The organism is Kitasatospora sp. NPDC087314 (genome assembly GCF_044744365.1).
Classification (GTDB): Bacteria; Actinomycetota; Actinomycetes; order Streptomycetales; family Streptomycetaceae; genus Kitasatospora.
The window spans coordinates 364,180-387,959 of the sequence record NZ_JBIUYE010000004.1 but is presented as its reverse complement, the minus strand read 5'-3'; the positions used below and the strand labels follow the sequence as shown (position 1 = coordinate 387,959).

Below are 23,780 nucleotides of genomic sequence, written 5' to 3'. Positions count from 1 at the left end.
CCCGGCACCCCCCGGTCCGGCTTGACCCGCGCACCGCCGTACGCCACTATTCCACTATTGAACTAGTGAAAGGTCGAATCGCGTGTGATCGAGTACCGCATCGAGCGGCGCAGCGGGGTCGCCACGTACCAGCAGATCGTTCAGCAGACGAAACAGGCCCTGCGGCTCGGGCTGCTCCAGCCCGGAGACAAACTGCCGACCGCGCGGGAGGTGGTCGAGCTGACCGCGATCAACCCCAACACCGTGCTGAAGGCCTATCGCGAACTGGAACGCGAGGGCCTGGTCGAGCCCCGGCCGGGGCTCGGCACCTTCGTCCGGCGCTCGCTCGCCCGGCCGGAGGCGGCCGCCGACGGGCCGCTGCGCGCGGACCTGGTCGGCTGGGTGGACCGGGCCCGGGAGGCCGGGCTGGAGCGTGAGGACATCTCCGCGCTGATGGCGTCCGTCCTGGAACAGCGTTTCGACACCGGGGTCTCCCCGGCAACACCGAGTTAAGGACACTGGGGGGACCGGGTGAACGACCCGACGAACACGCCGCCGGCATCGGCGGCGCCTTCGATACCGGCAGCGCCGCACGCACCGGCGGCGCTGGCGGCCGACGGCCTGGGCATGCGGTACCGGCGCGACTGGGCGCTGCGCGACTGCACCTTCGCCGTCCCGGCCGGGCGGATCTGCGGGGTGGTCGGCGCCAACGGCGCGGGCAAGAGCACCCTGCTCGGCATCGCCGCCCGCCTGCTCACCCCCACCGAGGGTGAGCTGCGGGTGTTCGGTGAGCCGTCCACCACCGACGACCTGCGCGCCCGGACCGCGTACGTGGCCCAGGACAAGCCGCTCTACCCCGGCTTCACGGTGGCCGAGACGCTACGGCTCGGCCAGGAGCTGAACCCGGCCTGGGACCAGGACTTCGCCCAGCAGATCATCGACCAGGGCGAGTTGAGGCCCAAGGCGAAGATCGGATCGCTCTCCGGCGGCCAGCGCACCCGGGTCACCCTCGCGCTCGCCCTCGGCAAGCGCCCCGACCTGCTGCTGCTCGACGAGCCGATGGCCGACCTCGACCCGCTCGCCCGGCACCAGCTGATGGGCACGCTGATGGCCGAGGCCGCCGAGCGCGGCACGACCATCGTGGTCTCCTCGCACCTTCTCCCCGAGCTGGACGGCGTCATCGACCACCTGCTGCTGGTGCAGTCCGGGCGGGTCCGCCTCTGCGGCGACCTGGAGGACCTGCTGGACGGACACCAGCTGCTCACCGGCCCGGCCGGCACCGCGCTCCCCACGGGCGTCCTGGTCGAGCAGCGCTCCACCGGCCGTCGGGTCGACGTGCTGGTCCGCACCGGGGAACCGTTGGACGGCCCGTGGGAGGGCGGCCGGCCGAGCCTGGAGGAGCTGCTGCTCGGCTACCTCCGGGCCCCGGCCACCGCCGGGCCGGCCACGCAGGCGCAGACGACCGAGAACGGGATCGCCGCATGAGCACCGACGTCCTGACCGAGCGCGCCGCCACCGCGCCCGCCGCGCCGGAGTCGCCGACCCGGCGCCGCCGGGGCAGGCTGCTCTGGCTGACCTGGCGCCAGAGCCGCATCACGCTGTGGGCGATCGCCGGCCTGCTGGTCCTCGCCTCGGCCACCCTGCTCTGGCTCCACTTCTCCCTCCAGCAGATGGTCGACGATCTGGACCGGGCCGGCTGCTACGACTCCGACACCTGGAGCACGATCAACTGCTGGTCCCTGATCGACCCCATCGACAGCCGCTCCGTGGTGTACGCCCAGTGGCTCCAACCGGCCGCCGCCGCCGTCCCGTTGCTGCTCGGCATGTTCGTCGGCGCCCCGCTGCTGGCCCAGGAGTACGAGCGCGGAACCGTCCGCCTGGCCTGGACCCAGTCCGTCAGTCCGCTGCGCTGGCTCGGCGCGCGGATCGTCCTGCCCGGACTGGCGGCGCTGGCCGCCGCCGGGGTGCTCGCCGTGTTGATGACCTGGGTGTGGTGGGTGGACATCGCGCACGGCCCGGTCGCCTTCGATCCGCCGTTCCAGGGTTTCACCTACCCCGTCCTCGGGGTGGTGCCGGTCGCCTGGTCGCTGTTCGCGCTGGCGCTGGGCCTGCTGGTCGGGCAGTTGCTGCGCCGCACGGTGGCCGCGATCCTGGTCACCGGCGTCCTGGTGGCCGCCGCCCAGGGCCTGATCTGGTGGGCCCGCCCCTTCCTCTACCCGACGGTGCAGGAGGTGGTCCCGCTCGACGGGTGGCAGCCCCACAACGCGTGGCTGGTCGACCGCGGACCGGTGCTCGCGGACGGCCGGTGGGTCTCGACGGACTCCTGCCGGGGCCACTGGGAGCGCTGCGCGAGCACCACCCACAGCTGGATCGAGTACCACCCCGCCGACCACTTCGTACCGATCCAACTCATCGAGACCGGAATCCTGGTGGCGCTCACCGCCACGGCGCTGGCGCTGGTCTTCCACCGGGCACGGCGGGACGGCCACTCGCTGCGGGCGACCCGGCGGGCCTGAGCTCCGGTCCAGGGTCCGCCCCCTCCCGTCGGCCTCCGCCCCTCCCGCGCCTCGGCCCGGGAGGGGCGGTGATCATATGATGTGCGGCGGATCAGGGCCGGTCAGCGGCCGCAGGCCAGGGCTTGGGGGAATCATGTTCGGCATCATCAGACCGTGCAGGCACCGGCTGTCCGAGCGGCTTCAGAGCTCGTGGATGGCGCACCTGTGCGGGCTCTGCCTCGCCCTGCGCGACGACCACGGCCAACTCGCCCGCACCGCCACCAACTACGACGGTCTGATCATCTCGGTCCTGGTCGAGGCCCAGGCCGCCCGGGAGGACGCCTCCTGGCGGCGCACCGCCGGGCCGTGCCCGCTGCGCGGCATGCGCACCGCCTCCGTCGCCAGGGGCGAGGGCGCCCGGCTCGCCGCCGCCGTCTCGCTCGCCCTCGCCTCGGTCAAGATCCGCGACCACGTCGAGGACCGCGACGGCGTGTTCGCCCGCCGCCCGGTCGCCGCCGGAGCCCGGGCGGTCACCCGGCGGTGGGACCGGCAGAGCGCCGGCAGCGCCTCGACGATCGGCTTCGACACCGGCGTCCTACTCGAAGCCGCCGCCCGGCAGGGCACGTTGGAGCGGTCACTGGCGCCGGGCGGTTCCGTCCTGCTGGTCACCGAGCCCACCGAGACCGCCACCTCGGCCGCGTTCGCGCACACCGCCGTCCTCGCCGGGCGCCCCGGCAACGCCGCCCCGCTCGCCGAGGCCGGGCGGCTCTTCGGCCGGCTCGCCCACCTCCTCGACGCCGCCGAGGACCAGGCCGCCGACGCCGAGGCCGGCGCCTGGAACCCGCTCACCGCCACCGGCACCGACCGCGCCGAGGCCGAACGCCTCTGCCGCGACGCCGTGCACGGCATCCGGCTCGCGCTGCGCGAGGCGGAACTCACCGACCGGGCCCTGGTGCACCTGCTGCTCGCGCACGAGACCGAGCGGGCCGTCGACCGGGTCTTCGGGCCGGCCGCCCACACCACCGCCTGCCGCACCCGGAACGCCGGGCCCGGCTCGCCCGCCGCTTCCGCGGCCGGCGAGCACCCGAACGACGCACCGCCGCGCCAGGCGCCGCCCGGCCAGGCCCCGGGCCAGGCGCCGATCCCGCCGTGGGTGCCGCAGGGCCCGGGCTTCAGCCCGATCGGCGAGAAGCCGCCGCGGCCGCGCAACCTGCTGGCCGGCTGTGCGGTGTGGGCCCTGATGGCCTGCAGCTGCCAGCTGCTCTGCTGCGACCACAACGACCCGTTCAGCCGGGAGCGCCGCGAGGGCTGGTGCCAGCGGCACGACTGCGACTGCCCGGACTGCTGCGACGGGTGCAGCGGCTGCGACTGCAGCGGCTGTGACGGTTGTGACTGTTGCGACTGCGGGTGCGACTGCTGACGTAGCGTCAGCTCTCCGGCCGCCGCCCGGTCGCCGGGCTGCGGCGGGGCCCGTCAGGCATCGGGCCCCGGCGCCGCCGACCGGCCGGCCGCCTGGCCTGCCGCCCGGTCCGCCGCCAGCGAGCTCTCCAGTCGCGCCAGCAACTGCCGGAACCGCCCGGCGTCCTGCTCCGTCATCCGCCCCTCGGGCGCCGCCGCCCCCGGCCACTCGGCCACCATCTCGTCCATGGCCCCGAGGCTAGGCCTTGGCGATCAACAGGCGATAAACACACCGCGACCGGGCAGGCGGACGCGGCCGCCCCTCACCTGCAGACTTTTGGCGCGTTCATGAGTCAATGGTTCAGTTCTCATGTCAGGAACATCCGTTCTCAGGAACGGGCGTTCCCGCCGTGCCCGCGCCGTGCACGACGACCGGCCGTCGGTGGCCCGGGGGGGTGCGCCCCCCGGGCCGCCGACGCGCCTTCACGGACCGGTCATCCCTCGGGGAACAGGCCCTCCAGGACGGCGGCCACCCCGTCCTCGTCGTTGCCGCCGATGACGTGGTCCGCCGTGGCCAGCACCTCCGGGTGGGCGTTGGCGACGCCGTACGAGGTGCCCGCCCGGGCCATCATCGGCAGGTCGTTGGGCATGTCGCCGAACGCGACCGCCTGCTCGCGGGTGATCCCGTGCCACCGTGCCAGGTCGCCGAGCGCGGCGGCCTTGCTCACGCCCTTCGCGACGGCCTCGACCAGCCGCTCGCCGTTCGCGTGGTAGACGGTGACCAGATCGCCGAGCACCGGGCGGGCCAGGGCCAGCAACTCGTCGGCGGACAACTCCGGGTGGCGGCCGATCAGCTTGGGCGCCGGACGGCCGAACAGCCGCACGTCGTCCAGGCGCCGCACGGTGGTGTCGGCGTCCCAGTCGCCCGCCTCGTAGTGCGCGTCCCCGGCGAGCTCCTGGGCGTACTCGACGGCCAGCCCGATCCCCGGCACGGCCTCGCGCAGCAGCCGGGCGCTCTCGCCCAACACGTCGACCGGGATCGGGTTCTCGGCGATCACCGCGCGGGTGCGCATGTCGTAGCCGAAGGCGCCGTTGGAACAGATCGCGATGCCCCGGACACCGTCCGAGGGCCGCTTTCGGCCCTGACACAATTTTATTAGGAAACTTTCCTTACCTTATGGACCCCCGCCCGGCGCAGACCGTACTCTGCTGCCGCGAGCTCGCGCTCTTGCCCCCACGGCGGCCGGTCGATCGGCACGCCGAACCCCCCACTGCCTCCGGCGGCACCACGCCGGAGATCGGAGCACACCCATGCGAGTTTCCCGTACCCGACGCCTCGCCGTGGTCGCCGCAGCGGCCGCCCTGGCCACCGGCCCGGCCTGGGCCGCCACCTCGGCCTCCGCCACCCCCACGGCGGCGACCGCCTCGGCCGTGCAGAAGGTGGCCGCCGGCGGGCTGACCCCCGACCAGCACCGCCGCGCCGACCAGCTGATCAGCATCTTCGAGAACAGCACCACCGTGCTGCAGTACGGCTACGCGGAGAACATCAACGACGGCCGCGGCGTCACCGCCGGCCGGGCCGGCTTCACCACCAACGACGGCGACGCGCTCAAGGTCGTCCGCGCCTACACCGACGTCGCCCCCGGCAACCCGCTCGCCCGCTTCATCCCCGAGCTGGAGCGCCTGGCCGCCGCCGCCAGCGGCGACACCAGCGGCCTGCCCGAGGCCGACTACATCGCCGCCTGGAAGCAGGCCGCGGAGGACGCGACCTTCCGTCAGGTCCAGGACGACCAGGTCGAGCAGCGCTACTTCAACCCGGCCATGAGCCAGGCCGACCAGCTCGGCCTCACCACCGCGCTCGCCCGCGCGGAGCTGTACGACGCCTCCATCCAGCACGGCAACGGCAGCGAGTACGACGCCCTGCCCGCGCTCATCAGCCGCACCAACGCCACGGTCGGTTCGCCGTCCAGCGCGGGTGAGAACGCCTGGCTGAACGCCTTCTTCGACGTCCGCGTCGACGACCTGACCAACCCGGGCAACGCGTCCACCGCCGACGAGTGGCGCAAGTCCGTCGACCGGGTCGAGTGCCTGCGCCGGATCGCGGCGACCGGCAACTACAACCTGGACGGCCCGCTCGACGTCACCGCCTTCGGCTCCAGCTACACCATCAACTAGGGCCTGTCCGGCCCTAGTCGCCTCCTCCCCACCAAGCCCGGGGTCCGGTGTGTGGGACCGGACCCCGGCCCGACGCGGCCCGGCTCCCCGGCCTCCCCCAGCCCGGGGAGCGCGGCCCCGTCGGGCGATCCGACCGCCGGTGGCGGCAGGGAGCCGGGACTCCCCGCCGCCGCCGGCGGTGCGCGTTCAGCCCCACCGGTGGCGGCGGTCCCCGGTCGGCCCCGCGCCACCGGCGGCTCGCCTTCGGCCCCGCCGATCCGCGCACGGCCCGGCCTCGTTCGTCGGCTGACGGGTGCCCTACGATCGGCCGAATGAGCGCAGCAGGACGGACTACGGCCACGGACGGGGCACCGCGGCCCGCCACCCCCGCTCAACTGTCAGGACGTGGACAACAGCCGTGGAACCGGCAGCGGTTGCGGAGCAACAACGAGTGGCTCCTGCTGGAGCGGCTGCGCCGGTACGGCCCGCTCTCCCGGGCCCAACTCGCCCGCGAGGCCGGGCTGTCCAAGCCCACCGTCTCCGCCGCGCCGGCCACCCTCGAACTCGCCGGACTCGCCCGCGAGGCCGGCAGGTTCGCACCCGAGCGCGGCCGCACCGCCGTCCTGTACGAGACCGACCCGGCCGCCGGACACGCCCTCGGACTCGACATCGGACGGGCCCGGCTACGGGTCGCCGTCGCCGACCTGTCCGGGCACATCGTCGCCCGCCGCGACCTGCCCAACCGGGGCCGCTCGGCCAACGCCGTCGCCGACGCCGTCGTGGCGGCCGCCCGGGAGGCCATCGCCGAGGCGGGCCTGTCGGCCACCGCCGTCGCACACACCGTGGCCGGCTCGCCCGGGGTCTGGGACGAACGGCGGCGCAGCGTCCGACTCGCCGCCAGCCTGCCCGGCTGGGGCCGCCCCGGCCTGTTCGACCGCATAGCCGACGGTCCGGGCACCACCCTCACCGTCGCCAACGACGCCAACCTCGCGGCCGTCGGCGAGTACACCTACGGCGCGGGCACGGGCAGCCGGCTCTTCGTCTACCTGCTGGTCGGCACCGGTCTCGGGCTGGGCGTGGTCAAGGACGGCGAGCTGCTGACCGGGGCGCACGGCGCCGCCGGCGAACTCGGGCCGATGCGGCTGCCGGACTGCACCACCACCTGGAACACCGGTACGACCGGCTCCACCCTGGAGGAGACCGTCTCCGCGGACGCCGTGGTGCGCACCGCCCTCGACCTCGGGATGCGGCGGCCGCTCACGCCGAGAAGGTGTTCGCCCAGGCCCGGGACGGCGAGCCGGCGGCGGTCGAGGCCGTCCGGCAGGAGGTGGACCGCCTCGGCTACGCGCTCACCGTCGTCGCCGCGCTGCTCGACCCGGACGTGGTCGTCCTCGGCGGCGGCATCGGGCGCAGTGCCGACCTGCTGCTGCGCCCGCTGGAGCAGGCGCTGCACGAGCGGTCCCCGCTGCGGCCCCGGCTGGAGACGAGCCGGATCGGCCAGGACGCCGTCCTGCTGGGCGCCGTCGCCACGGCCCTGGACACGGCGCGGCCCGAGGTGTTCGAGCGGCGCACGGCCCCCGCACCGGCCAGACCCTGACCGGCCAACTCAGGCGCGGGCGGGCAGGGCGGCGTCCAGCAGGACGCGGGCGGCCTCCCTGGCATCGGCGGCGGCGCTCGGGTCGCCGTGCACGGCGGCGGTGGTCATCGCCCCCTCGGCGAGCAGCGCGAGCTGGACGGCGGTGGCGGGCGGGGCCCCGGCGGCCTCGGCGAGACAGGCGAGGTAGGCGTTGAACTCCTCCTTGTGGTGCCTGGCGGTCGCCGCGACCACCGGCGAGACGGCGCCCAGCTCGCCGAAGGAGTTGACGAACGCGCAACCACGGAAGTCGGGTTCGGCGAACCAGCGGCCGAGCCAGTCGAAGACGGCGAGCAGCTGGTCCCGCGGCAGGACGGCGGCGCCGGCCACGTAGACGGCGAGGTTCGCCCGCCAGCGCCCGTCCCGGCGGCGCAGGTACGCCTCGACCAGGTCGTCCTTGGACGGGAAGTGCTGGTAGAGGCGGCGCATCGTCATGCCGGAGGCCGCCCGGACGGCGTCCATGCCGACCGCCTGGATGCCCTGCCCGTAGAACAGTTCCTCCGCTGCGTCGAGGATCCGGTCCCGCGGGTCGCGCTGCTCCATCTGCCGTGCCCTTTGCGTGAGAACGATGGTTCTCCTAGAGTAGCCGACATGGCGAGAACGACCGTTCTCACCACCGGCTCCGCTCTCACCGCCGACTCCGTCGCACCCGAGGAGATCCCATGTCCGACCAACGCCCTCCCCTGCCCCCGTACACCCGGGAGACCGCCCTGCAGAAGGTCCGCGCCGCCGAGGACGCCTGGAACACCCGCGACCCCCGGCGCGTCGCCCTCGCCTACACCCCCGACAGCCGCTGGCGCAACCGCACCGACTTCCTCACCGGGCGCGAGCAGATCGCCGACTTCCTCACCCGCAAGTGGCACCGCGAACTCGACTACCGCCTCATCAAGGAGCTGTGGGCGTACGACGGCGACCGCATCGCCGTCCGCTTCGCCTACGAGTGGCACGACGACTCCGGCCAGTGGTACCGCTCGTACGGCAACGAGAACTGGGAGTTCGACCCCAACGGCCTGATGGCCCACCGCCACGCCGCCATCAACGACCTGCCGATCACCGCCGGCGAACGCCTCTTCCACTGGCCGCTCGGCCGCCGCCCCGACGACCACCCGGGCCTCACCGACCTCGGTCTCTGAGCACCGTGCCCCACCCTGTCGTAGGTCGGCCGTAGCCTGACGGAATGGCAAAGACCGTCACCTACCTCGAGATGACCGCCCCCGAGGACCTGCGTCCCGCCCCGCCCGTCCCCGCACTCGCCCTGCTCCGCGCCGACGCCACGTCCCCCGCCGTGCAGGCCGTCCAGGCCGAGGTCGGCAGGCCGCACGGCTGGAAGAGCTCAAGCCGCACCGAGCGGGACTGGGCGGCCCTCCGCGCCCAGCACCCGCTACGCCAGAGCTGGCTCCTCACCCACGACGGCGAGCCCGCCGGAATCGTCGCGCTCGAACCCCACCCCGGCGGGGACGTCGAGATCGCGACCTTCGGGCTGCTGCCCGCGATGGTCGGCCGAGGCCTCGGCGGCTACGCACTGACCCTCGCGCTCCGCCAGGCCTGGGCGACCGAACCCATCGGTGCCGACACCGCAGGCCGGGTCTGGCTGCACACCAACACCGACGACCACCCCAACGCCCTGCCCAACTACCACAAGCGCGGGCTGCGCACCTTCCGCACCGAGGTCCATCCCGGGTAGGACGCAGGGGTGTTGTTCCACAGCTGTGACGCCGCGCACACCGGGCGCTGACCCCACACTGGGACGCTCCTGGTCGACTGCGAACCGCACCCGAGGGGGAACCTGGAATGTCCGTGCGCAACAGATTCGGCACCGCCGCCGCGATCGCCCTGATGACCACCGTCGGCGCCGTCCTGCTCTCCGCCTGCGGCCCCGACAACGCCGGCTCGGATCCCACCGCCGCCCCGGGCACCTCCGCTCCCGGCACCGCGGCGCCGGGCGGCTCGACGCACCCGGGTTCGCCCTCGACCAGCGGCGGCGGCACCCCGGCGCCGGGCGCCAAGGAGGTCAACGGCACCACCGCCGCCAACCACCTGACCATCAGCACCGGCACCCGGGCCGTCGCGATGAACGGCACCACCGTCGACTTCGGCACCGTCGTCCGGGACCTCGCCTGGTCCCCCGACGGCACCAAGGCCGCGTTCGTCGACGGCAACGGCGATCTCGTCGTCGCCAACCCCGACGGCACCGGGAAGACCACCCTCGCCAAGAACCCGGGCGGCGAGACCTGGTCCCACCCCAGCTGGCAGCACGCGGCGAAGGACCCCGGCGACGACTCCCTCCCGGATGCCACCGAGCGCTTCGAGAACATCGTCTTCGCCGCCGCCAAGGGCGGCGTCCTGCGCCTGGAGACGATCCCCGCCAAGGCTGTCGGCGGCACCCCCGAGGTGCTCACCCCGCACAGTTCGGAAGGCGGCGACCCGAACCTGCCGCAGCCGCCCCAGACCGGCAACACCTGGGCCAACGCCGGCGGCCGGCACGGCGAGATCGCCTACGCCAACACCCCCGCCGACGAGGTCTACATCTACGACGACTACATCCGCCCCGCCGCCCGCGACCTGGGCAAGGGCTCGCAGCCGGCCCTCTCCCCGGACGGCGAGCACGTCGTCTTCGTCCGCTCGGTGAGCGGGCACGACCACCTCTTCAGCCGCTCCACCCAGTTCGACCAGAAGAACGAGAAGGACCTCACCCCCGGCGCCACCACCGACTACACCGAACCCGCCTGGTCCCCCGACGGCAAGACCGTCGCGGCCCGCACCCCCGACGGTGTCAGCACCCTCCCCGCCGACGGCTCCGCCGCCGCGACCCAGGTCTCCACCGTCAAGGGCCTCCCCGCCTACCGGCCTTAGACCGACCGGCAAATGGATCACTTGAGGCGGTGGGTGGTGGGGCGCCTGGCGCCACCTCAGCGCGGTCTGAGGCCGTCCATGAGCAGGTCGAGCAGGCGTCGGGCCTGGGCGGGTTCTCCGGACTTGGCGGCGACGGCGAGCATACCGAGGATGCCGGCGGAGACGTCGTCGGCGCGAACATCGGCGCGGATGTCCCCAGCGGTGGCGCCGGCGTCGAGGATCGTGGTGATGGCCGACAGGAGCTCCTGTCGAGTGTGAGCGAGGGAGATCTCGCCGGAATCGATCATGGCGAGCAAGGTGTCGGTCATGCCGTGCTTGGTGGCCTGCCATTCCGCGAACAGGTCCATCCACAGGCGCAGCGCCTGCGCGGGCGGGTGGCTGGCGAGCAACTCGCTTGCCCCGGCCGTCAGTCGGACGACCTGGTCTTGATAGACGGCGTCGACGAGCGCTTCCCGGGTCGGGAAGTGGCGGAAGAGGGTGGCGACGCCGACGCCCGCCTGTCGAGCGATCTCGCGCATCGATGGCTCGGTGTCGGAGGTGGCGAAGGCGCGGGTGGCCGCCGCGAGCACGGTCTCGCGGTTGCGCGCGGCGTCGGCGCGCAGCTGCTGGTGGGCTGCCGGGGATGGTTCGGTGGCCATGTCTAAGCGGATCACGTTCCATTTGAGTCGGTCCTGGGGGTAGTCTATGCCGGAGATAAACGGAACGCGTTCCGATTAACCCTGGAGGAGACCTCATGGCCGAACCCGCTTCCGCGCCGGGCACCATGCGCACGGTGCGCTTCCACGAGAACGGCGAGCCCGTCGACGTCCTGCGCCTGGAGACCGCCCCCGTGCCCGAACCGGGACCCGGCCGCATCCGCGTCGCCGTGCACGCGTGCGGACTGGCCCCGGCCGACTGGGCGCTGTGCCGCGGGCTCTTCCCCGGGAGCCTGCCGCGCGGCATCGGCTGCGACGTCTCGGGCACCGTCGAGGCCGTCGGCGCGGGCGTCACGGACGTGGCCGTCGGCGACCGCGTGTTCGGCACCGCCGACTTCGCCGGCCAGCCGAGCGCCGGCGCGGCGGACCGCGCCGTGCTGGACCACTGGTTCGCCGTGCCCGAGGGACTGGACCTCACCCGGGCCGCCGCGCTCCCGATGGCACTGAGCACCGCATCCTGGCACCTCGCGCGACTCGGCTTGGCCGCGGACCGCACGATCCTGGTCAACGGTGCCGGAACCACCATCGGCTACGCGGCCGTGCAGATCGCCCTCGTCCGCGGGGCGCGGGTGATCGCGACCGCCGGGGAGACCTACACCGAGCAGTTGCGCGACCTCGGAGCCACGGTGGTCGGCTACGGCGAAGGCCTGGCCGAGCGGGTCAAGGCCCTCGGCGCCGGCCAGGTCGACCTCGTCTTCGACACCGCGCCGCCCAACGGCGCCCTGCCCGAACTCGTCGAGATCGTCGGCGGCGATCCCAAGCGTGTGCTGACCTGCTCCGACCTGGCCGCAGCGCCGGAGATCGGGGTGCGCGACACCTTTCACGAAGACCCCGCGAAGCGGACCGACGACGAACTATTCAGCGTCTTCCCCGAGTTCGCACAGCTGGCCGCCGAAGGCAGGTTCACCGTGCCGGTCGCCGGAACATTCCCCCTCGCGGACTGGCGCAAGGCCCTCGAGATCAGCCTGACCGGGCGCGCCCGCGGGAAGCTCCTGCTCCTGCCCGCCGTCGGCGCCGATTAAGTAACCGGAGAGACCACCCGGGCTCGAGACATTCACCGCGCTCACGGCGAGCCCGACCGCAGGCCGACCCAATGGGGGGGTCGCCGCCCGAGAATGCGACGCCCCCGGAATAAGACCGACCGGCGATGGGCGCTGGAGGGCTGGGGCGGGCAGCAACGGGCACAGCCCTACGCGATCATGGAGTTCTCTACGTTCTGTGACCCCGAAGGACAGCCGTGCCCGCGCCGCCATCCTGCCTGCTCGAACCCCTCTGGGACCAATTCGCCGCACTGCTGCCCACACGACCGGAGTTCGCTGCGGGCCACCCACTCGGCTGCCACCGCCGCAGGGTCCCCGACCGAACCGTGGTCGAACACGTGGTGCTCGCACTGGTCCACGGTTCGGGCTACGAGCGCCTCTCCAGCCACGGATGCTCGGACCGCACCATCCGTCGAAGACTCAAAGAGTGGGCGGAGCAGGGCATTTCCGAGGCCGTCCACGCTCTCACGCTCCAGGCATACGACCGCATGATCGGCCTGGAACTGTCTGAGATATCCGTCGACGGCTGCATCACCAAGGCCCCGTGCAGCGGCGAGCGTGCGGGCCGGTCCCCGGTCGACCGCGGGAAGCAGGGCCTGAAGCGCTCGATCGCCACCGAGGCCCACGGCGTCCCGCTCGGTCTGGTCGCCGCAGGGGCGTGCCGCCCGGTCTCAGTCCCTGGCGGCCAACTCGGCGCGCAGCTCGGGCAGGTGCTCGTCGGCGGACTCGTGCGGCAGGAACTCGACCACGTCGAGGAAGCGGAACAGCACCCGGGTCTCGGTGACCGCGTACTCGTAGTCGCCGAACCCGACCACCGCGCCCGTGCCGCCCCGCACCGCGCCGCGCACGGCGGCCGCCGTCACCGCGTCCGCCCCGTCCGCCGTCACGCCCCTGCGGGCGTTCGGCCGCGCCAGGTACGGGCACACCATCGCCGCGTACAGCATGCACGCCCGATGCCCCGGTCCCTCCATGGTCGGCGCGAGGTTGCGGTACGGCCGCCCCTCGGCGAGCGCCCCCGCGATCGCCGCGCTCTCCGCCGCCCCCACCACCCGCCACACGGGCCCCTGCGCCATGAACCCCCCGCACACCGAACACCGGCGCTCCAGCGCGCAGTTCGCGCTGCGGCCGTGGTCCGTCAGCGCGAACTGCGGCTCACCGCCGTCCCACGGCGTGATCGCCGGCACCGGGTAGCCCCGACCGTCCCGGGGCCGCTCCCCCAGCCCCGCCGGCATCGGCACACGTTCGAATCGCACGTCCCCATCCTCACCTGCTCCCCCCACCCCCGTCGACCTCCCGGGCGACGCCCGGACACCACCCGGACCGGAAGCGCCCGGGCCCCTGCCGTCGCGGCGGGGCCTGCCCCGTTCCTTCGAGGACCCCTCAGGGCGGCCGCGTGACCGGCGTTGATCACTTGTCTACCGGCGACCGTTGAACTGCGATCACCGACCCCTTCGAGTCCTTGGAGGACCATAGTGATCAAGCGTGCAGTTATCGGCGTGGCGGCGGCTGCGCTGCTCGGCCTCGGCGGCGGCCAGGCGTTCGCGGCCACGGCCACGGCCACGGCCGGTTCGGCTGGTACGGCTGGTTCGGCTGGTTCGGCTGGTACGGAGAATGCCTGGTGGAACCACCCGAGCCACCATGAGAACGTCACCGCAGCGGAGTCGGCGCCCACGACGCTCGCCTGGAGCTGGGTCAACGGGAGCGGCAACCGGACCCTGGTGACCGCGGCGGGCTGGTTCGACAAGCACCGCGAGGACGTCCTGTAGTTCACCCGAACCCGCCCCGCCAGTTCCCTGTTACTGGCGGGGCGTTTCTCGTGGCATCGGGCACTCACGCGACATCGCCCTCCTGCTATGGTGCGCCGATGTCATCGATCAAGCAGTTCCAAGTCACGTTCGACTGCGCAGAACCCGAGCGCGTCGCTCGTTTCTGGTGCGAGGTGCTGGGGTACGTCGCACCGCCGCCACCGGAGGGGTTCGCCACTTGGGACGATTTCAACCGCTCCCGCCCCACAGCGGATCAGGGTGCGTGGTTCGCCTGCAGTGATCCCGAAGGCGTGGGCCCGCGACTGTACTTCCAGCGCGTTCCCGAGGGCAAGGTCGTCAAGAACCGGGTGCATCTCGACGTGCGGGTCGGCACCGGGCTCGTGGGTGCGGAGCGCCTCGCCACGCTCGAAGCCGAGTGCGCACGACTGGTCGCACTCGGCGCGGTACGCGTGCACGTGCTGCTTGCCGATGACGAGAACGAGTCCTGCATCATGATGCAGGACATCGAGGGCAACGAGTTCTGTCTCGACTGAGCATCCGCCGAGACGGCGAGACGGGGAGCCGCCTTCCTCGGGCCGCTCTCCAAGGTGGTCCCGCACGGGCCGGGAGCCGTCCCGTGCAGGCGAGACCACGGGCCCGGTCGGCCGGGCCGGGGCACGGCCCGGCCGACCGGGTACCGGAGGAGCCGGTGGTCAGCTCCAGATGCCGGTGATGTCCGCGGCCGAGGCGGCGTTGCCCGCGTGAGTGCTGACGCCGGCCAGGTCCTCCAGGGTGCGCAGCAGGTTGTAGTGGTTGTAGCTGGTGGCGGAGGTGCTGCCGGTGGTGACGTGGGCACCGTAGACCACGGTCGGGATGCGGTTGCCGGCGAGGCGGTTGTCCTCGTCGAAGGTCACCACGAGCAGGCTGTTGTGGCTCGTGGCCCAGGTGGCGTAGGCGCCGAGGTTGTTCTTGATCCAGGTGTCGCCGGTGCCGACCGAGCAGTCGTGCATGTCGCTGCAGAGGTTCGGCACGACGAAGGAGACGTTCGGCAGGGTGGTGTAGTCGGTCGGGAACTGGGTGAAGGTCTTGGCCGAGCTCACCGGGACGTTGCCGAAGCCGAACCAGGGGTTGTGCTTCTGCGCGTACTTGCCGCTGCTGCAGACGGTGCTGCCCTGGGCGGGCAGGGTCTCGTTGTAGCTGGCCCAGGTCTTGCCGGCGGCGGTGACCTCGGAGGCCAGGTTGGGAGCCTGGAGGGCGCCGACCGAGACGCAGCTGTCGTCGGTGACGCCCTGGGTGGAGCCGGAGAACAGGGCGTAGTAGTTTGGCTGGCTGGGGTGGGTGATGCCGAACGACTGGGTGAGGTTGGCGCCGCCGGTGGCCAGGGAGTTGAGGTAGGGGGCGCTGCTGCTGCCGATGACCTGGGTGTAGGCGTGGTTCTCCATCACCACGACCACGATGTGGTCGGGCACGGGCAGGGCGGCGGCCTGCGCGCTGGAGGCGGTGGCCGCCCAGAGACCGGCGGAGGCGGCGACGAGGGCCGCCGCCGAGCCGAGGGCGGTGGCGGTGCGGCGGGAACGGGGCTTTGTGGACGAAGTCATGACAAGTCCTTGGGTAGAGACCGGCCTGGGGAGGCCGCGCGGAACGGGGGTGGGAGCGCGATACGCCGAGGGCCCTAGTACGGCGTGCCGTTGGAGAAGTCGCGGGCGACGGTGGACTCGACGGTGTCGAGCACGCCGGAGTCGGTGGTGATCAGGCCCAGCTCGCGGTTGTTGTTCAGCGAGTTGTCGGAGAAGTTCTCCGAACCGGCGAACACCTTGGCCGACGGCGTGCCGTAGTCGGCGACGATGGTCTTGGCGTGGATGTACAGGCCCGTGGTCGAGGAGTAGGTGACCACCTGGCCGCCGGCCGCGGTCACCTGGTCGAAGGAACTGCCGTAGGACGAAGGGTTCATACCGACCACGCGCACCGTGACGCCCCGGGAGGCGGCCGCGGCCACCGCGTCCACCAGGGCCTGGTCCCCGAACTCCAGCTGCTCCACGTCGAGCGTGCGCTGCGCGCCGTTGATCAGGGCCAGCAGACGGGTCTGCGAGTCGGTCGGCGACCAGACCAGGTTGTCGCCGTCGGAGGGGGTGATCGAGGTCTGCGCGTAGTCGGCGGCGAAGACCTGCTCGATCGCGGAGACGTCGTTGGCGTCGGTGTCCACGACGCCGTAGTCGCGGCTGGAGGAGTAGTAGGTGGCGTCCAGGTTCCCGGTCAGGATCAGGGACCTGGCGCCGTCCACCGTGACGGTCTTCTGGTGGGTGTAGACGAAGGCGGAGGAGGAGTACGTCACCCCGACCCCGGCGGCCCGGAGGGCCGAGTAGGCGGCGCCGTTGACCGAGGTGTGCCGGCCGTCGAGGATCACCCGGACCTGGACGCCGGCCCGCCGGCGGCCGATCAGGGCGTTGACGGCGGTGCTGTCGCGAAGCTCGTACATGGTCACGTCGACCGAGCGGGTGGCGGAGTTGATGAGGTCGTAGACGACGCCGTGGTCCTGGTCCGGGAACACGATCGCCGTGTACGTGGCGGTGGTGGCGGCCTGGGCGGTGCCGGACATCGGTATCAGGCCGGCGGCGGCGAGCAGCAGCGCGCCGGTGCGGCGCGCGAAGGTGGCCAGGGGCATGCGGGACTCCACGATCGGTGAGGTGAGGGGAAGACCTGGGCATGGGTGCGGGAGTACGCGCGGAGCGCCCGAACAGCATCGGGTGGATCGGTCGACGCGGGTAGACGACAGCAGGTAAAACCTTGACCCCGGGACGGGAAACGGATGGTGCGGCCGATCGGGTTCACGTTGCCAGCCACCGCCTCGGCCGGTGATAGTGGATCTTCGAGGACGTGGCCGGACGCCGCGTCAGCTGATGAGAGAACAGAGGATCATGGCGAAGATCAGCCTTCTGCGTCCCCTCGCGGTGGCGGCCGCCGGCGTCGTCCTGCTGGCGACCGGCGCCGCGCACGCCGTGGCCGCCGACCAGGGCACCACCACCGCGCCCGCCCCGGACACGGCGGCGGTGCTCGCCGCCCTCCAGGCCACCACCGCCGCCGGCGCCCCGGGCGCCTTCGCCGTGATCCGCGACCACGGCGCCGACGAGACCACCCGTTCGCTGGCGACCGGCAAGGCCGACCTCGACGGCACCCCGATGAACTCCTCGTGGCGGTTCCGGGTCGGCAGCAACAGCAAGATGTTCGCCGCCGTTCTCGTGATGCAGCTGGCGGAGCAGGGCCGGATCGACCTCGACCAGCCGCTGCGCGACTACCTGCCGGCCGGCACCCTGCCGGACACCTGGACCATGACGGGCCGCCAGGTGATGGAGCACCGGGCCGGCATCTACGACCACACCAACGATCTGCTGGAGCAGGCCGGCGAGGAGACCACCAGCGCCTTCGAGGCGCGCATCCGCACCAACGTGTACGAGCCGCGCGACCTGGTGGCGATGTCCGTCAAGCACGGCCAGCAGTACACGCCCGGGAGCCGCTACTCCTACTCGAACACCGACTTCGTCCTGATGGGCCTCGCGGTCGAGCACCTCACCGGCCGCCCCTACGCGGACGTCCTGCGCGATCGGATCATCGAGCCGCTCGGTCTGCGCAAGACCTCCTTCGTCGTGCCCGACCAGGAGATCCAGGGCGCGCACGTCACCGGCTACCTCACCAACGACGACCGCACCAAGCCGCTGCTGGACTCCACCGAGCAGACCGGCTCCTGGGTGTGGACCGCCGGCGCCGTCATCTCCGACGCCGCCGACCTGGACCGCTTCCTCACCGCGCTGGTGGCCGGCAGCTCCGGCGGGCTCGTCTCGGACGACTCGCTGAAGCAGATGACCGCCGCGCTGCCCACCCCCACCGCCAAGATCGGCTACGGTCTCGGGCTGCGCCGCATCTCGCTCTCCTGCGGTGACGTGTACGGCCACGGCGGCATCGTCCAGGGCTTCCAGACCCAGTCCTTCGCCGGCCTGGACGGCCACCGCTCGGTCGTCGTGTTCGCCAACGCCTCCAACAACGGCGCCGTGACGCAGGGGCTGATGAACGCGCTGGAGCCGGCCTTCTGCGGCAAGAAGCCGGCCGTCGCGCCGCGGACCGCGTTCGCCCCGAGTGCCTTCGCCGAGGACGACGCGCTGCCGGTGGTGGAGGACACCCGGATCTGACCCGGCCTCCCGGCCTGCCGTCTCCGCACGACCCGCCCGCACGGCCCGCAAGCCGTGCGGGCGGACGCGCTTCGGGCCCCTGACGCGGCGGCCCTAGCGGCAGCGGCCCTAGCGGCGGCGGCCCTGCCGGGGGCCGTCCGCGCTGAGGTCGGTGAGCGCCTCGGTGAGCAGTTCGCGGGCCTCGTCGGCGCGGCCCTGCTCGATCAGGGCGGTGCCGAGCTCGGTCAGGGTCTTGGTCATGCTGTCCGGCCGGCCGATCTCCTCGTAGTGGGTCAGGGCCTGCCGGTAGGCCTTCTCGGCGGCCGGCCAGCGCTTCAACGCGGCGCGGTCCAGGCCGAGTTCGTGTGCCGTCATGGCCGCCATCAGGTGCATCAGCGGCGAGGACCAGCGCTCCACCAGCTCCAGTGCGCCGGCCAGCGCGCGCCGGCGGGACTCCACCGCCTCCTCGGCCCGGCCCGAGTCGCGCAGGCAGTTGGCCGCCCCGCGCAGCGTGACCAGCCGGCCGATCCGGCCGGAGCGGCTGTCGACGGCGTCGAAGGCCTCCGCGGCCTGGTGGTAGGCGTCGATGGCCTCCCGGTGCCGGTTCAGGTGCCGGAGGCCGGCGGCGAGGTAGACCAGCGCCCAGCCCTCCTGCTCCCGGGCACCGATCCGGCGGGCGAGCTGCAGCCCCTCTCCGGCCAGTTCGACGCCGCGCTGGTACCGGTGCAGGCAGGTGACGTACGTCCAGGCCAGGTAGTTCACGTGAACGGCCTCGGCCAGCTGGTCACCGCAGGCGCGGGCCGCATCGGCCGACAGCTGGAAGACCTCGGCCCAGATGTCCCAGCTCAGCAACCGGTCGGAGAACCAGTGCATGGCCTCGGCGGTGTCGATGACCTCCCGGTGCCGGCCCGCGGCGAAGGCCTGGTGGAGGGCCGCCAGCCACTCCGGGTGCTCCTCCTCCAGCCAGCGCGCCGCCTCGGTGAGCGGCACCGGGGGGCCGGTCCGGTCCCGGTCCGCACCCGGTCCGTCCTGCGCCTCGGCGTCCCGGTCCGCCTCGCGGTCCGGGTCGAACCGCAGGCCGAACTCGGCGGCCCGGTTCAGCAGCCAGCCGGTCGCCCGGGCCCGGGCGTTCGCCACCTCCCCGGGGGGCTCGTCCGCGTCGAGCTGCTCGCCCGCGTAGAGCCGGACCAGGTCGTGCAGCCGGTAGCGCTCCGGGGTGGCCAGTTGCACCAGCCCGGCGTCGATCAGCTGCTCCAGGACGAGTTCGGTCCGTACCGCCGACAGGCCCGTGTAGGCGGCGACGACGGTCGCGGTGAAGTCGTGACCGGCGGTCAGCGCGGAGCGGCGCAGCACCAGTTGGGACTCGGCCGGCAGCCGCCGGTACGACAGCGCGAAGGCCGGGCGGACGGCCAGGTCGCCGGTCTCCAGCAGGTCCAACCGGTTCTCCTCGGCGGCGAGTTGGCGCACCAGGTGGCTGACGGGCTGCTGCGGGCGGGCCATCAGCCGCTGCCCGGCGATCCGCAGCGCGAGCGGCAGGTAGCCGCAGAGCCGGGCCAGTTCCGCGGTGGCGTCGGGCGCCGCGTCGATCCGCTCGCGGCCGGCGATCCGGGCCAGCAGGTCGGCGGCCTCGCCCGGGGCGAGGGCGTCCAGCCGCAGGCGGTGCACCGACTCCAGGCCGGGCAGGGTGTTGCGGCTGGTGACGAGGGTCACGGCCGGCCCGGAGCCGGGCAGCAGCGGGCGCACCTGGCTCTCGTCGGCGGCGTTGTCCAGCACCAGGACGAGCCTGCGCTCCCGTACCAGGGCGCGGTAGAGGCCGGCCCGCTCCTCCGTCCCGGCGGGCACCGCGTTGTCGGCGACGCCCAGGGCGCGCAGCACCTGGCCGAGCGCGTCGCGGGCGGAGAGCGGGGTGGCGGACATGCCGCCGAGGTCGAGCGAGAGCTGCCCGTCGGGGAAGAACGGGGCCAGGGTGTGCGCGGCGTGCAGGGCGAAGGCGGTCTTGCCGAGCCCGGGCTGACCACTGATCAGCACCACCCTGGGGTGCGCGGGTCGGTCGTCCTTGGCCAGCTCGGCCAGCAGGGCGAGGGCGTCCTCGCGGGCGGTGAAGTCGGCGATGTCGCGGGGCAGCGCGAGCGCGCCGGGGGTGAGGGGGGCGGCGGGCGCGGCGTCCTCGGCCCCGGTCGACCCGGCGCCGGCGGGGGAGGGGTCGGCCGGACCGGGCGTGGGAACGGCGGCGGCCGGGGCCGGCTTGGTCCCTCGGGGGCGGCCGAACTGCGCGGCCCGGTCCAGCGCGGCGGCCTGTGGACCGTCCAGGCCCAGCGCCTCGGCCAGGGCGCGGACGGTGCGCCGCTGGGGTCCTCGGGTACGGCCGCGCTCCATGTCGCCGACGGCGCGCAGGCTGACTCCGGCCGCCGCGGCGAGCTCCTCCTGCGTGCGCCCGGCCGCCACCCGGTACCCGGCCAGCAGGCGACCGAAGTCGCCGGCCCCCGCTGACTCCGTGTCCGCCCCCGTGCCGCCCGCAGTCGTCATGTCCCGCCCCTGATCGCGCCGTTACTTCTGCCAGACGTTGTGCCTGACTGACCGTCCCAGGCAGAAGTATGCCCGGGCAGAAGTATGCCTCGTGTCCGATCCTTCCCCGGCATCGAGGGACCAGCTCAGGCGGCGGGTGCGCCGGTCGGGCCGCGGCGGGCGGCGGGCCGACGGGATGGTTCCGCGCACTGGTTCTGCCCATGGTTCCGCCTACGGTCGTGCCGATCGGCGGGGGCGGAAGCGGCAGCAGCGGTGGGCGCGGAGGTGGCGGCCCGGCACGGTCAGCGCTCCCCCGCCGCCAGCGCCCGGGCCTGCCGTCTGGCCGCGGCGCCCTCGGTGGTGCGGCCCAGCTCACAGAGCAGGTCGGCCAGCAGGCCGTGGGTGCGGGACTCCAGCCCGCTGTCGCCGACCGTTCGGCCGAGCGCGACGGCGAGTCGGGCCGAGGAGAGGGCGGCGTCGCGGCGGCCGAGGGCGTGCAGCGCGCGGGCCCGGCTCTGGGTGGCGAGGACGGCCTCGGCGCCACCGGAGCGGCTGGTGGCGACCCGGACGGCCTCGTCGGCGTGGACCAGGGCCGGCCCGGGGGAACCGGCCAGGACCAGGGCGTCGGCGAGGTCGGTGAGCGTCCGGACGAGCAGTTCGCCGACGGCCGGGGTACGGGCGGCGCTCACCAGGTCGGTGAGCAGTGGCAGCGCCTGGTCGTGGCGGCCGGCCCGCAGCAGCGCACCGGCCACCCGCCGGCGGCAGTGGTGGCGCAGCACCTGGTCGCCGGCCCGGTCCGCGGCGGCCACGGCCCGGTCCAGCTGCTGCACGGCGGTGCGGTAGGCCGCGCGGTCGACGTGCAGGACGGCGAGGTCAGTGGCCAGCCGGGCGACGGCCGCCTGGTCCGCGCAGGCGTGGGCGGCGCGCAGCCCGGCCTCGGTGACGGCCCGCCAGTGGGTCCGGTCGTGGCCGGTGGTCTCGTACAGCAGGCCGATCCGGTGGGCGAGTTGCCAGGACTCGGCGGTCCGGCCGAACTGCTCGGCGCAGACCACCACGGCGCGCAGGGCGCTCTCCTCGCGGCGGAACCAGGCGGCCGCCTCCACCGGGGCCGCGCCACCGTCGGCGGACCGGGCGGCGGTGGTCCAGCCGCCGGTGGTCCAGGCGGCGGTGACCGCGAGGTAGTGGGCGATCAGCCGGTCGAGGGCGACGAAGCGGTCGTCGCAGGTGAGTTCGGCGGCCTGTCGGGCGGCGTAGCGCCGGACCAGCTCGCGCCGGGCGTAGCGGCCGGGGGTGGTCTCCTCCAGCAGGTGCACGGCGTCGAGGCGGGTCAGCAGGGTACGGGTGGTGGTGGGCGGCAGGTCGGCGAGCGCGGCGGCGGTGGCGGTGTCGATCACCGCGCCGGGGTGCAGGCCGAGCAGGGTGAACAGCCGGGCCGGGGCGGGCGGGAGCGTGCGGTACGTGTGGTCCAGCGCGGTGGTGACGCCGAGTGGGCCGCGGCCGGTCCCGGCCAGGGCGGCGAGGCCGGTCTGCTCGTCGGCGAGTTCCGCGGCGAGGTCGCCCAGGGACCAGCCGGGGCGGGCGGCCAGCCGGGCGGCGGCCAGGCGCAGGGCGAGCGGCAGGTGGTCGCAGGCGGCGGCGAGTTCGGCGGCCGCCTCCGGTTCGGCGGCGACCCGGGCCGGGCCGAGGGTCCGGGCGAGCAGTTCGGCCGCGTCCCCGGGGGTGAGCGCGCCCAGCGGGAGCGGGATGCCGCCCTCGCGGACCAGCAGGTCGCGCAGCCGGCTGCGGCTGGTGACGACGGTGACGGGGGTGCCGGGGAGGCCGGGGGTTCCGGAGGTGCCGGGGGTGCCGTCCTCGGGCGGGCCGTCCCCCGGCGGGGGCGGGGCGGGCAGCAGCGGGGCGAGTTGCCCGTACGAGAGCGCGTCGTCCAGCACGATCAGCACTCGGCGCCCGGCCAGGAGCTCCCGGTAGCGCTGCTGCCGGTCCTCGGGCGAGGCGGGCACGGCGTCCGCGGCGTCGCCGAGGGCGCGCAGGAACCCGGCCAGCACCTCGGCGGGTTCGCGGGGCCCGGCCGGGTCGAAGCCGCGCAGGTCGGCGTAGAGGACGCCGTCCGGGAAGCGCTCGGCGCAGCGCTCCGCCCAGTGTCGGACGAGGCTGGTCTTGCCGGCCCCGGCCGCTCCGGTGACCAGGATCGGGTGACCGCTCCGGGCGGCGGCCAGGGCCTCGTCCAGCCGGGCGAGTTCGGCCGACCGGCCGGTGAACCTGCGGTCCGGAGAACCGAGTTGTGGCGAACCCGGGTGCGGCGATCCGAGGTGCGAGGCCCCGGACGGGCCCGGCCGCCCGGGGCCGTCCGCCGGCGGTTCGCCGGCCCGGCGCAGCTCCGGGCCGGGTGGCCCGGAGAGCCGGGCCACCGCCCGGTCGTACCAGGCCGCCGCCTCCTCGCGGCGGCCGGCCTGGTCGAGGCAGCGGACCAGCCGGGCGGCCAGCGTCTGCCGGGTCGGGTGGGCGGCCGCCGCCTCGGCCAGTTCGGCGGCCAGTTCGCCGCCGCGGCCGGCTCCGAGCAGGCCCTCGGCGAGCCGGTCCAGGGCGCGCAGCCGCAGGTCGGTGACGTGCGGCAGGGTGCGCTCGCGCAGCAGGGCGGAGCCGCAGTCGACGAGGGCGGGGCCGCGGAACAGGTCCAGGGCGGCGCGCAGCAGGGGCACGGCCGGGTCGTCCGGGTCCGGCTCCGCCTGCCCGGGCGGCGGGGGCGGGGGCGGGGCGGGCAGCAGCACGCCCGCCTGGTCGCAGAGGCGGCGGAAGTGCAGCAGGTCGACCCGGTCGGGTTCGCCGACCAGCAGGTAGCCGGCGCCGCGGGTGTCCAGGGAGAGCCCGGGGTCGTCCAGGAGCTGGCGCAGCGCCGCGACGTGCCCCTGGAGCGCGGCGCGGGCGGTGGGGGGCGCGTCGCCGTCCCAGACCAGTTCGATCAGTTCGTCGGTGGCGACGGTCTGGTTGAGCCGGATGGCGAGGGTGCTGAGCAGCGCACGGCGTTTGGGAGCCGAGGGCGTGACCGTCGTCCCGTCGTCCCGTCGTACGGCGACCGGCCCGAGCAGGTCGATGTGCATGCGGCCCTCTCCTCCCCTGTCGCCG

22 protein-coding genes and 2 pseudogenes are annotated in these 23,780 nt (G+C 74.0%); 15 read left to right on the top strand and 9 right to left on the bottom strand.

Features of this window, described 5'->3' with window-relative positions; translation table 11 throughout:
* Positions 1 to 84: 84 nt before the first annotated feature.
* The 4 genes from ACIO5E_RS10955 (at position 85) to ACIO5E_RS10940 (ending at position 3,894) form a co-directional block, all read left to right on the top strand.
* The gene (locus tag ACIO5E_RS10955; protein ID WP_400665924.1) at positions 85 to 492 is read left to right on the top strand and encodes a GntR family transcriptional regulator; all 408 of its coding nucleotides are present in this window, start codon (positions 85 to 87) and stop codon (positions 490 to 492) included.
* Between the two features lie 18 nt (positions 493 to 510).
* Positions 511 to 1,464 carry an ABC transporter ATP-binding protein gene (locus ACIO5E_RS10950; RefSeq protein WP_400665922.1) on the top strand — a complete coding sequence of 318 codons (954 nt, stop codon included), beginning with the start codon at positions 511 to 513 and terminating at the stop codon, positions 1,462 to 1,464.
* Positions 1,461 to 2,495, top strand: coding sequence for a hypothetical protein (locus ACIO5E_RS10945; protein WP_400665920.1), 1,035 nt, complete (start codon positions 1,461 to 1,463; stop codon positions 2,493 to 2,495). The genes ACIO5E_RS10950 and ACIO5E_RS10945 overlap by 4 nt, the downstream gene beginning before the upstream one ends.
* Positions 2,496 to 2,628: 133 nt before the next feature.
* Positions 2,629 to 3,894, top strand: coding sequence for a DUF5685 family protein (locus tag ACIO5E_RS10940; RefSeq protein WP_400665919.1), 1,266 nt, complete (start codon positions 2,629 to 2,631; stop codon positions 3,892 to 3,894).
* A gap of 53 nt (positions 3,895 to 3,947) precedes the next feature.
* Here the strand turns inward: ACIO5E_RS10940 and ACIO5E_RS10935 are convergent, their stop codons facing one another.
* Together ACIO5E_RS10935 and ACIO5E_RS10930 are read right to left on the bottom strand one after the other, a co-directional pair.
* Positions 3,948 to 4,121 carry a hypothetical protein gene (locus ACIO5E_RS10935; protein ID WP_400665917.1) on the bottom strand — a complete coding sequence of 58 codons (174 nt, stop codon included), beginning with the start codon at positions 4,119 to 4,121 and terminating at the stop codon, positions 3,948 to 3,950.
* 245 nt (positions 4,122 to 4,366) lie between these two features.
* Entirely contained in the window at positions 4,367 to 5,023 is a 657-nt protein-coding gene (locus ACIO5E_RS10930) for an HAD family hydrolase (protein ID WP_400665916.1), read from the bottom strand.
* Between the two features lie 160 nt (positions 5,024 to 5,183).
* On the opposite strand from ACIO5E_RS10930, the gene ACIO5E_RS10925 reads away from it, so the two are divergent.
* The 3 genes and pseudogenes from ACIO5E_RS10925 to ACIO5E_RS10915 all read left to right on the top strand — a co-directional run bounded on the left by ACIO5E_RS10925 (position 5,184) and on the right by ACIO5E_RS10915 (position 7,623).
* Positions 5,184 to 6,047 (top strand): chitosanase, encoded by an 864-nt coding sequence (locus ACIO5E_RS10925; protein ID WP_400665914.1) that lies wholly within the window; start codon positions 5,184 to 5,186, stop codon positions 6,045 to 6,047.
* A gap of 311 nt (positions 6,048 to 6,358) precedes the next feature.
* Positions 6,359 to 7,204, top strand: a pseudogene (locus ACIO5E_RS10920) (ROK family protein); the annotation flags it as partial.
* A 92-nt stretch (positions 7,205 to 7,296) separates the two neighbouring features.
* Positions 7,297 to 7,623, top strand: coding sequence for an ROK family protein (locus ACIO5E_RS10915; protein WP_400665912.1), 327 nt, complete (start codon positions 7,297 to 7,299; stop codon positions 7,621 to 7,623).
* A 9-nt stretch (positions 7,624 to 7,632) separates the two neighbouring features.
* Here the strand turns inward: ACIO5E_RS10915 and ACIO5E_RS10910 are convergent, their stop codons facing one another.
* The gene (locus tag ACIO5E_RS10910) at positions 7,633 to 8,202 is read right to left on the bottom strand and encodes a TetR/AcrR family transcriptional regulator (RefSeq protein ID WP_400665910.1); all 570 of its coding nucleotides are present in this window, start codon (positions 8,200 to 8,202) and stop codon (positions 7,633 to 7,635) included.
* Positions 8,203 to 8,321: 119 nt separating this feature from the next.
* Here ACIO5E_RS10910 and ACIO5E_RS10905 point away from each other — a divergent pair, with 119 nt between their 5' ends.
* From ACIO5E_RS10905 to ACIO5E_RS10895, 3 genes are all read left to right on the top strand, one after another.
* Complete coding sequence (locus ACIO5E_RS10905; RefSeq protein ID WP_400665908.1) at positions 8,322 to 8,792, top strand: DUF1348 family protein; 471 nt, start codon at positions 8,322 to 8,324, stop codon at positions 8,790 to 8,792.
* A gap of 44 nt (positions 8,793 to 8,836) precedes the next feature.
* On the top strand, positions 8,837 to 9,343 hold the full coding sequence (locus ACIO5E_RS10900) for a GNAT family N-acetyltransferase (protein ID WP_400665906.1): 507 nt from the start codon (positions 8,837 to 8,839) through the stop codon (positions 9,341 to 9,343).
* Positions 9,344 to 9,450: 107 nt separating this feature from the next.
* Positions 9,451 to 10,512, top strand: a complete 1,062-nt coding sequence (locus ACIO5E_RS10895; RefSeq protein ID WP_400665904.1) for a hypothetical protein — start codon at positions 9,451 to 9,453, stop codon at positions 10,510 to 10,512.
* 56 nt (positions 10,513 to 10,568) lie between these two features.
* On the opposite strand, the gene ACIO5E_RS10890 is transcribed toward ACIO5E_RS10895, so the two are convergent.
* Positions 10,569 to 11,150, bottom strand: coding sequence for a TetR/AcrR family transcriptional regulator (locus ACIO5E_RS10890; protein ID WP_400665902.1), 582 nt, complete (start codon positions 11,148 to 11,150; stop codon positions 10,569 to 10,571).
* A gap of 125 nt (positions 11,151 to 11,275) precedes the next feature.
* Here ACIO5E_RS10890 and ACIO5E_RS10885 point away from each other — a divergent pair, with 125 nt between their 5' ends.
* Both ACIO5E_RS10885 and ACIO5E_RS10880 read left to right on the top strand, forming a co-directional pair.
* Complete coding sequence (locus ACIO5E_RS10885) at positions 11,276 to 12,229, top strand: NADP-dependent oxidoreductase (protein WP_400666260.1); 954 nt, start codon at positions 11,276 to 11,278, stop codon at positions 12,227 to 12,229.
* A gap of 215 nt (positions 12,230 to 12,444) precedes the next feature.
* Positions 12,445 to 12,912, top strand: a pseudogene (locus ACIO5E_RS10880) (transposase); the annotation flags it as partial.
* Positions 12,913 to 12,918: 6 nt separating this feature from the next.
* On the opposite strand, the gene ACIO5E_RS10875 reads toward ACIO5E_RS10880, so the two are convergent.
* The gene (locus ACIO5E_RS10875; RefSeq protein ID WP_400665901.1) at positions 12,919 to 13,500 is read right to left on the bottom strand and encodes a hypothetical protein; all 582 of its coding nucleotides are present in this window, start codon (positions 13,498 to 13,500) and stop codon (positions 12,919 to 12,921) included.
* 219 nt (positions 13,501 to 13,719) lie between these two features.
* On the opposite strand from ACIO5E_RS10875, the gene ACIO5E_RS10870 reads away from it, so the two are divergent.
* A complete protein-coding gene (locus tag ACIO5E_RS10870) occupies positions 13,720 to 14,013 on the top strand; it encodes a hypothetical protein (RefSeq protein ID WP_400665899.1) in 294 nt (97 codons plus the stop codon).
* 98 nt (positions 14,014 to 14,111) lie between these two features.
* Complete coding sequence (locus ACIO5E_RS10865; RefSeq protein ID WP_400665897.1) at positions 14,112 to 14,546, top strand: VOC family protein; 435 nt, start codon at positions 14,112 to 14,114, stop codon at positions 14,544 to 14,546.
* Positions 14,547 to 14,705: 159 nt separating this feature from the next.
* On the opposite strand, the gene ACIO5E_RS10860 is transcribed toward ACIO5E_RS10865, so the two are convergent.
* Together ACIO5E_RS10860 and ACIO5E_RS10855 are read right to left on the bottom strand one after the other, a co-directional pair.
* Entirely contained in the window at positions 14,706 to 15,590 is an 885-nt protein-coding gene (locus ACIO5E_RS10860; RefSeq protein WP_400665895.1) for an alkaline phosphatase family protein, read from the bottom strand.
* A 74-nt stretch (positions 15,591 to 15,664) separates the two neighbouring features.
* Complete coding sequence (locus ACIO5E_RS10855; protein WP_400665894.1) at positions 15,665 to 16,654, bottom strand: phospholipase D-like domain-containing protein; 990 nt, start codon at positions 16,652 to 16,654, stop codon at positions 15,665 to 15,667.
* Positions 16,655 to 16,907: 253 nt separating this feature from the next.
* On the opposite strand from ACIO5E_RS10855, the gene ACIO5E_RS10850 reads away from it, so the two are divergent.
* The gene (locus ACIO5E_RS10850; protein WP_400665892.1) at positions 16,908 to 18,173 is read left to right on the top strand and encodes a serine hydrolase domain-containing protein; all 1,266 of its coding nucleotides are present in this window, start codon (positions 16,908 to 16,910) and stop codon (positions 18,171 to 18,173) included.
* Between the two features lie 108 nt (positions 18,174 to 18,281).
* Here ACIO5E_RS10850 and ACIO5E_RS10845 read toward each other — a convergent pair whose 3' ends face one another.
* Together ACIO5E_RS10845 and ACIO5E_RS10840 are read right to left on the bottom strand one after the other, a co-directional pair.
* The gene (locus ACIO5E_RS10845) at positions 18,282 to 20,678 is read right to left on the bottom strand and encodes an ATP-binding protein (RefSeq protein WP_400665890.1); all 2,397 of its coding nucleotides are present in this window, start codon (positions 20,676 to 20,678) and stop codon (positions 18,282 to 18,284) included.
* A gap of 281 nt (positions 20,679 to 20,959) precedes the next feature.
* Positions 20,960 to 23,755, bottom strand: coding sequence for a BTAD domain-containing putative transcriptional regulator (locus tag ACIO5E_RS10840; protein ID WP_400665888.1), 2,796 nt, complete (start codon positions 23,753 to 23,755; stop codon positions 20,960 to 20,962).
* Between the last annotated feature and the right edge of the window lie 25 nt (positions 23,756 to 23,780).

Bases quoted from the DNA above. Each gene is read 5' to 3' on its own strand.
- ACIO5E_RS10850 (WP_400665892.1), top strand. From the start codon at position 16,908: ATGGCGAAGATCAGCCTTCTGCGTCCCCTCGCGGTGGCGGCCGCCGGC.
- ACIO5E_RS10900 (WP_400665906.1), top strand. From the start codon at position 8,837: ATGGCAAAGACCGTCACCTACCTCGAGATGACCGCCCCCGAGGACCTG.
- ACIO5E_RS10935 (WP_400665917.1), bottom strand. From the start codon at position 4,121: ATGGACGAGATGGTGGCCGAGTGGCCGGGGGCGGCGGCGCCCGAGGGG.
- ACIO5E_RS10865 (WP_400665897.1), top strand. From the start codon at position 14,112: ATGTCATCGATCAAGCAGTTCCAAGTCACGTTCGACTGCGCAGAACCC.
- ACIO5E_RS10940 (WP_400665919.1), top strand. From the start codon at position 2,629: ATGTTCGGCATCATCAGACCGTGCAGGCACCGGCTGTCCGAGCGGCTT.
- ACIO5E_RS10905 (WP_400665908.1), top strand. From the start codon at position 8,322: ATGTCCGACCAACGCCCTCCCCTGCCCCCGTACACCCGGGAGACCGCC.
- ACIO5E_RS10890 (WP_400665902.1), bottom strand. From the start codon at position 11,150: ATGGCCACCGAACCATCCCCGGCAGCCCACCAGCAGCTGCGCGCCGAC.
- ACIO5E_RS10860 (WP_400665895.1), bottom strand. From the start codon at position 15,590: ATGACTTCGTCCACAAAGCCCCGTTCCCGCCGCACCGCCACCGCCCTC.
- ACIO5E_RS10910 (WP_400665910.1), bottom strand. From the start codon at position 8,202: ATGGAGCAGCGCGACCCGCGGGACCGGATCCTCGACGCAGCGGAGGAA.
- ACIO5E_RS10925 (WP_400665914.1), top strand. From the start codon at position 5,184: ATGCGAGTTTCCCGTACCCGACGCCTCGCCGTGGTCGCCGCAGCGGCC.
- ACIO5E_RS10855 (WP_400665894.1), bottom strand. From the start codon at position 16,654: ATGCCCCTGGCCACCTTCGCGCGCCGCACCGGCGCGCTGCTGCTCGCC.
- ACIO5E_RS10945 (WP_400665920.1), top strand. From the start codon at position 1,461: ATGAGCACCGACGTCCTGACCGAGCGCGCCGCCACCGCGCCCGCCGCG.
- ACIO5E_RS10840 (WP_400665888.1), bottom strand. From the start codon at position 23,755: ATGCACATCGACCTGCTCGGGCCGGTCGCCGTACGACGGGACGACGGG.
- ACIO5E_RS10895 (WP_400665904.1), top strand. From the start codon at position 9,451: ATGTCCGTGCGCAACAGATTCGGCACCGCCGCCGCGATCGCCCTGATG.
- ACIO5E_RS10885 (WP_400666260.1), top strand. From the start codon at position 11,276: ATGCGCACGGTGCGCTTCCACGAGAACGGCGAGCCCGTCGACGTCCTG.
- ACIO5E_RS10845 (WP_400665890.1), bottom strand. From the start codon at position 20,678: ATGACGACTGCGGGCGGCACGGGGGCGGACACGGAGTCAGCGGGGGCC.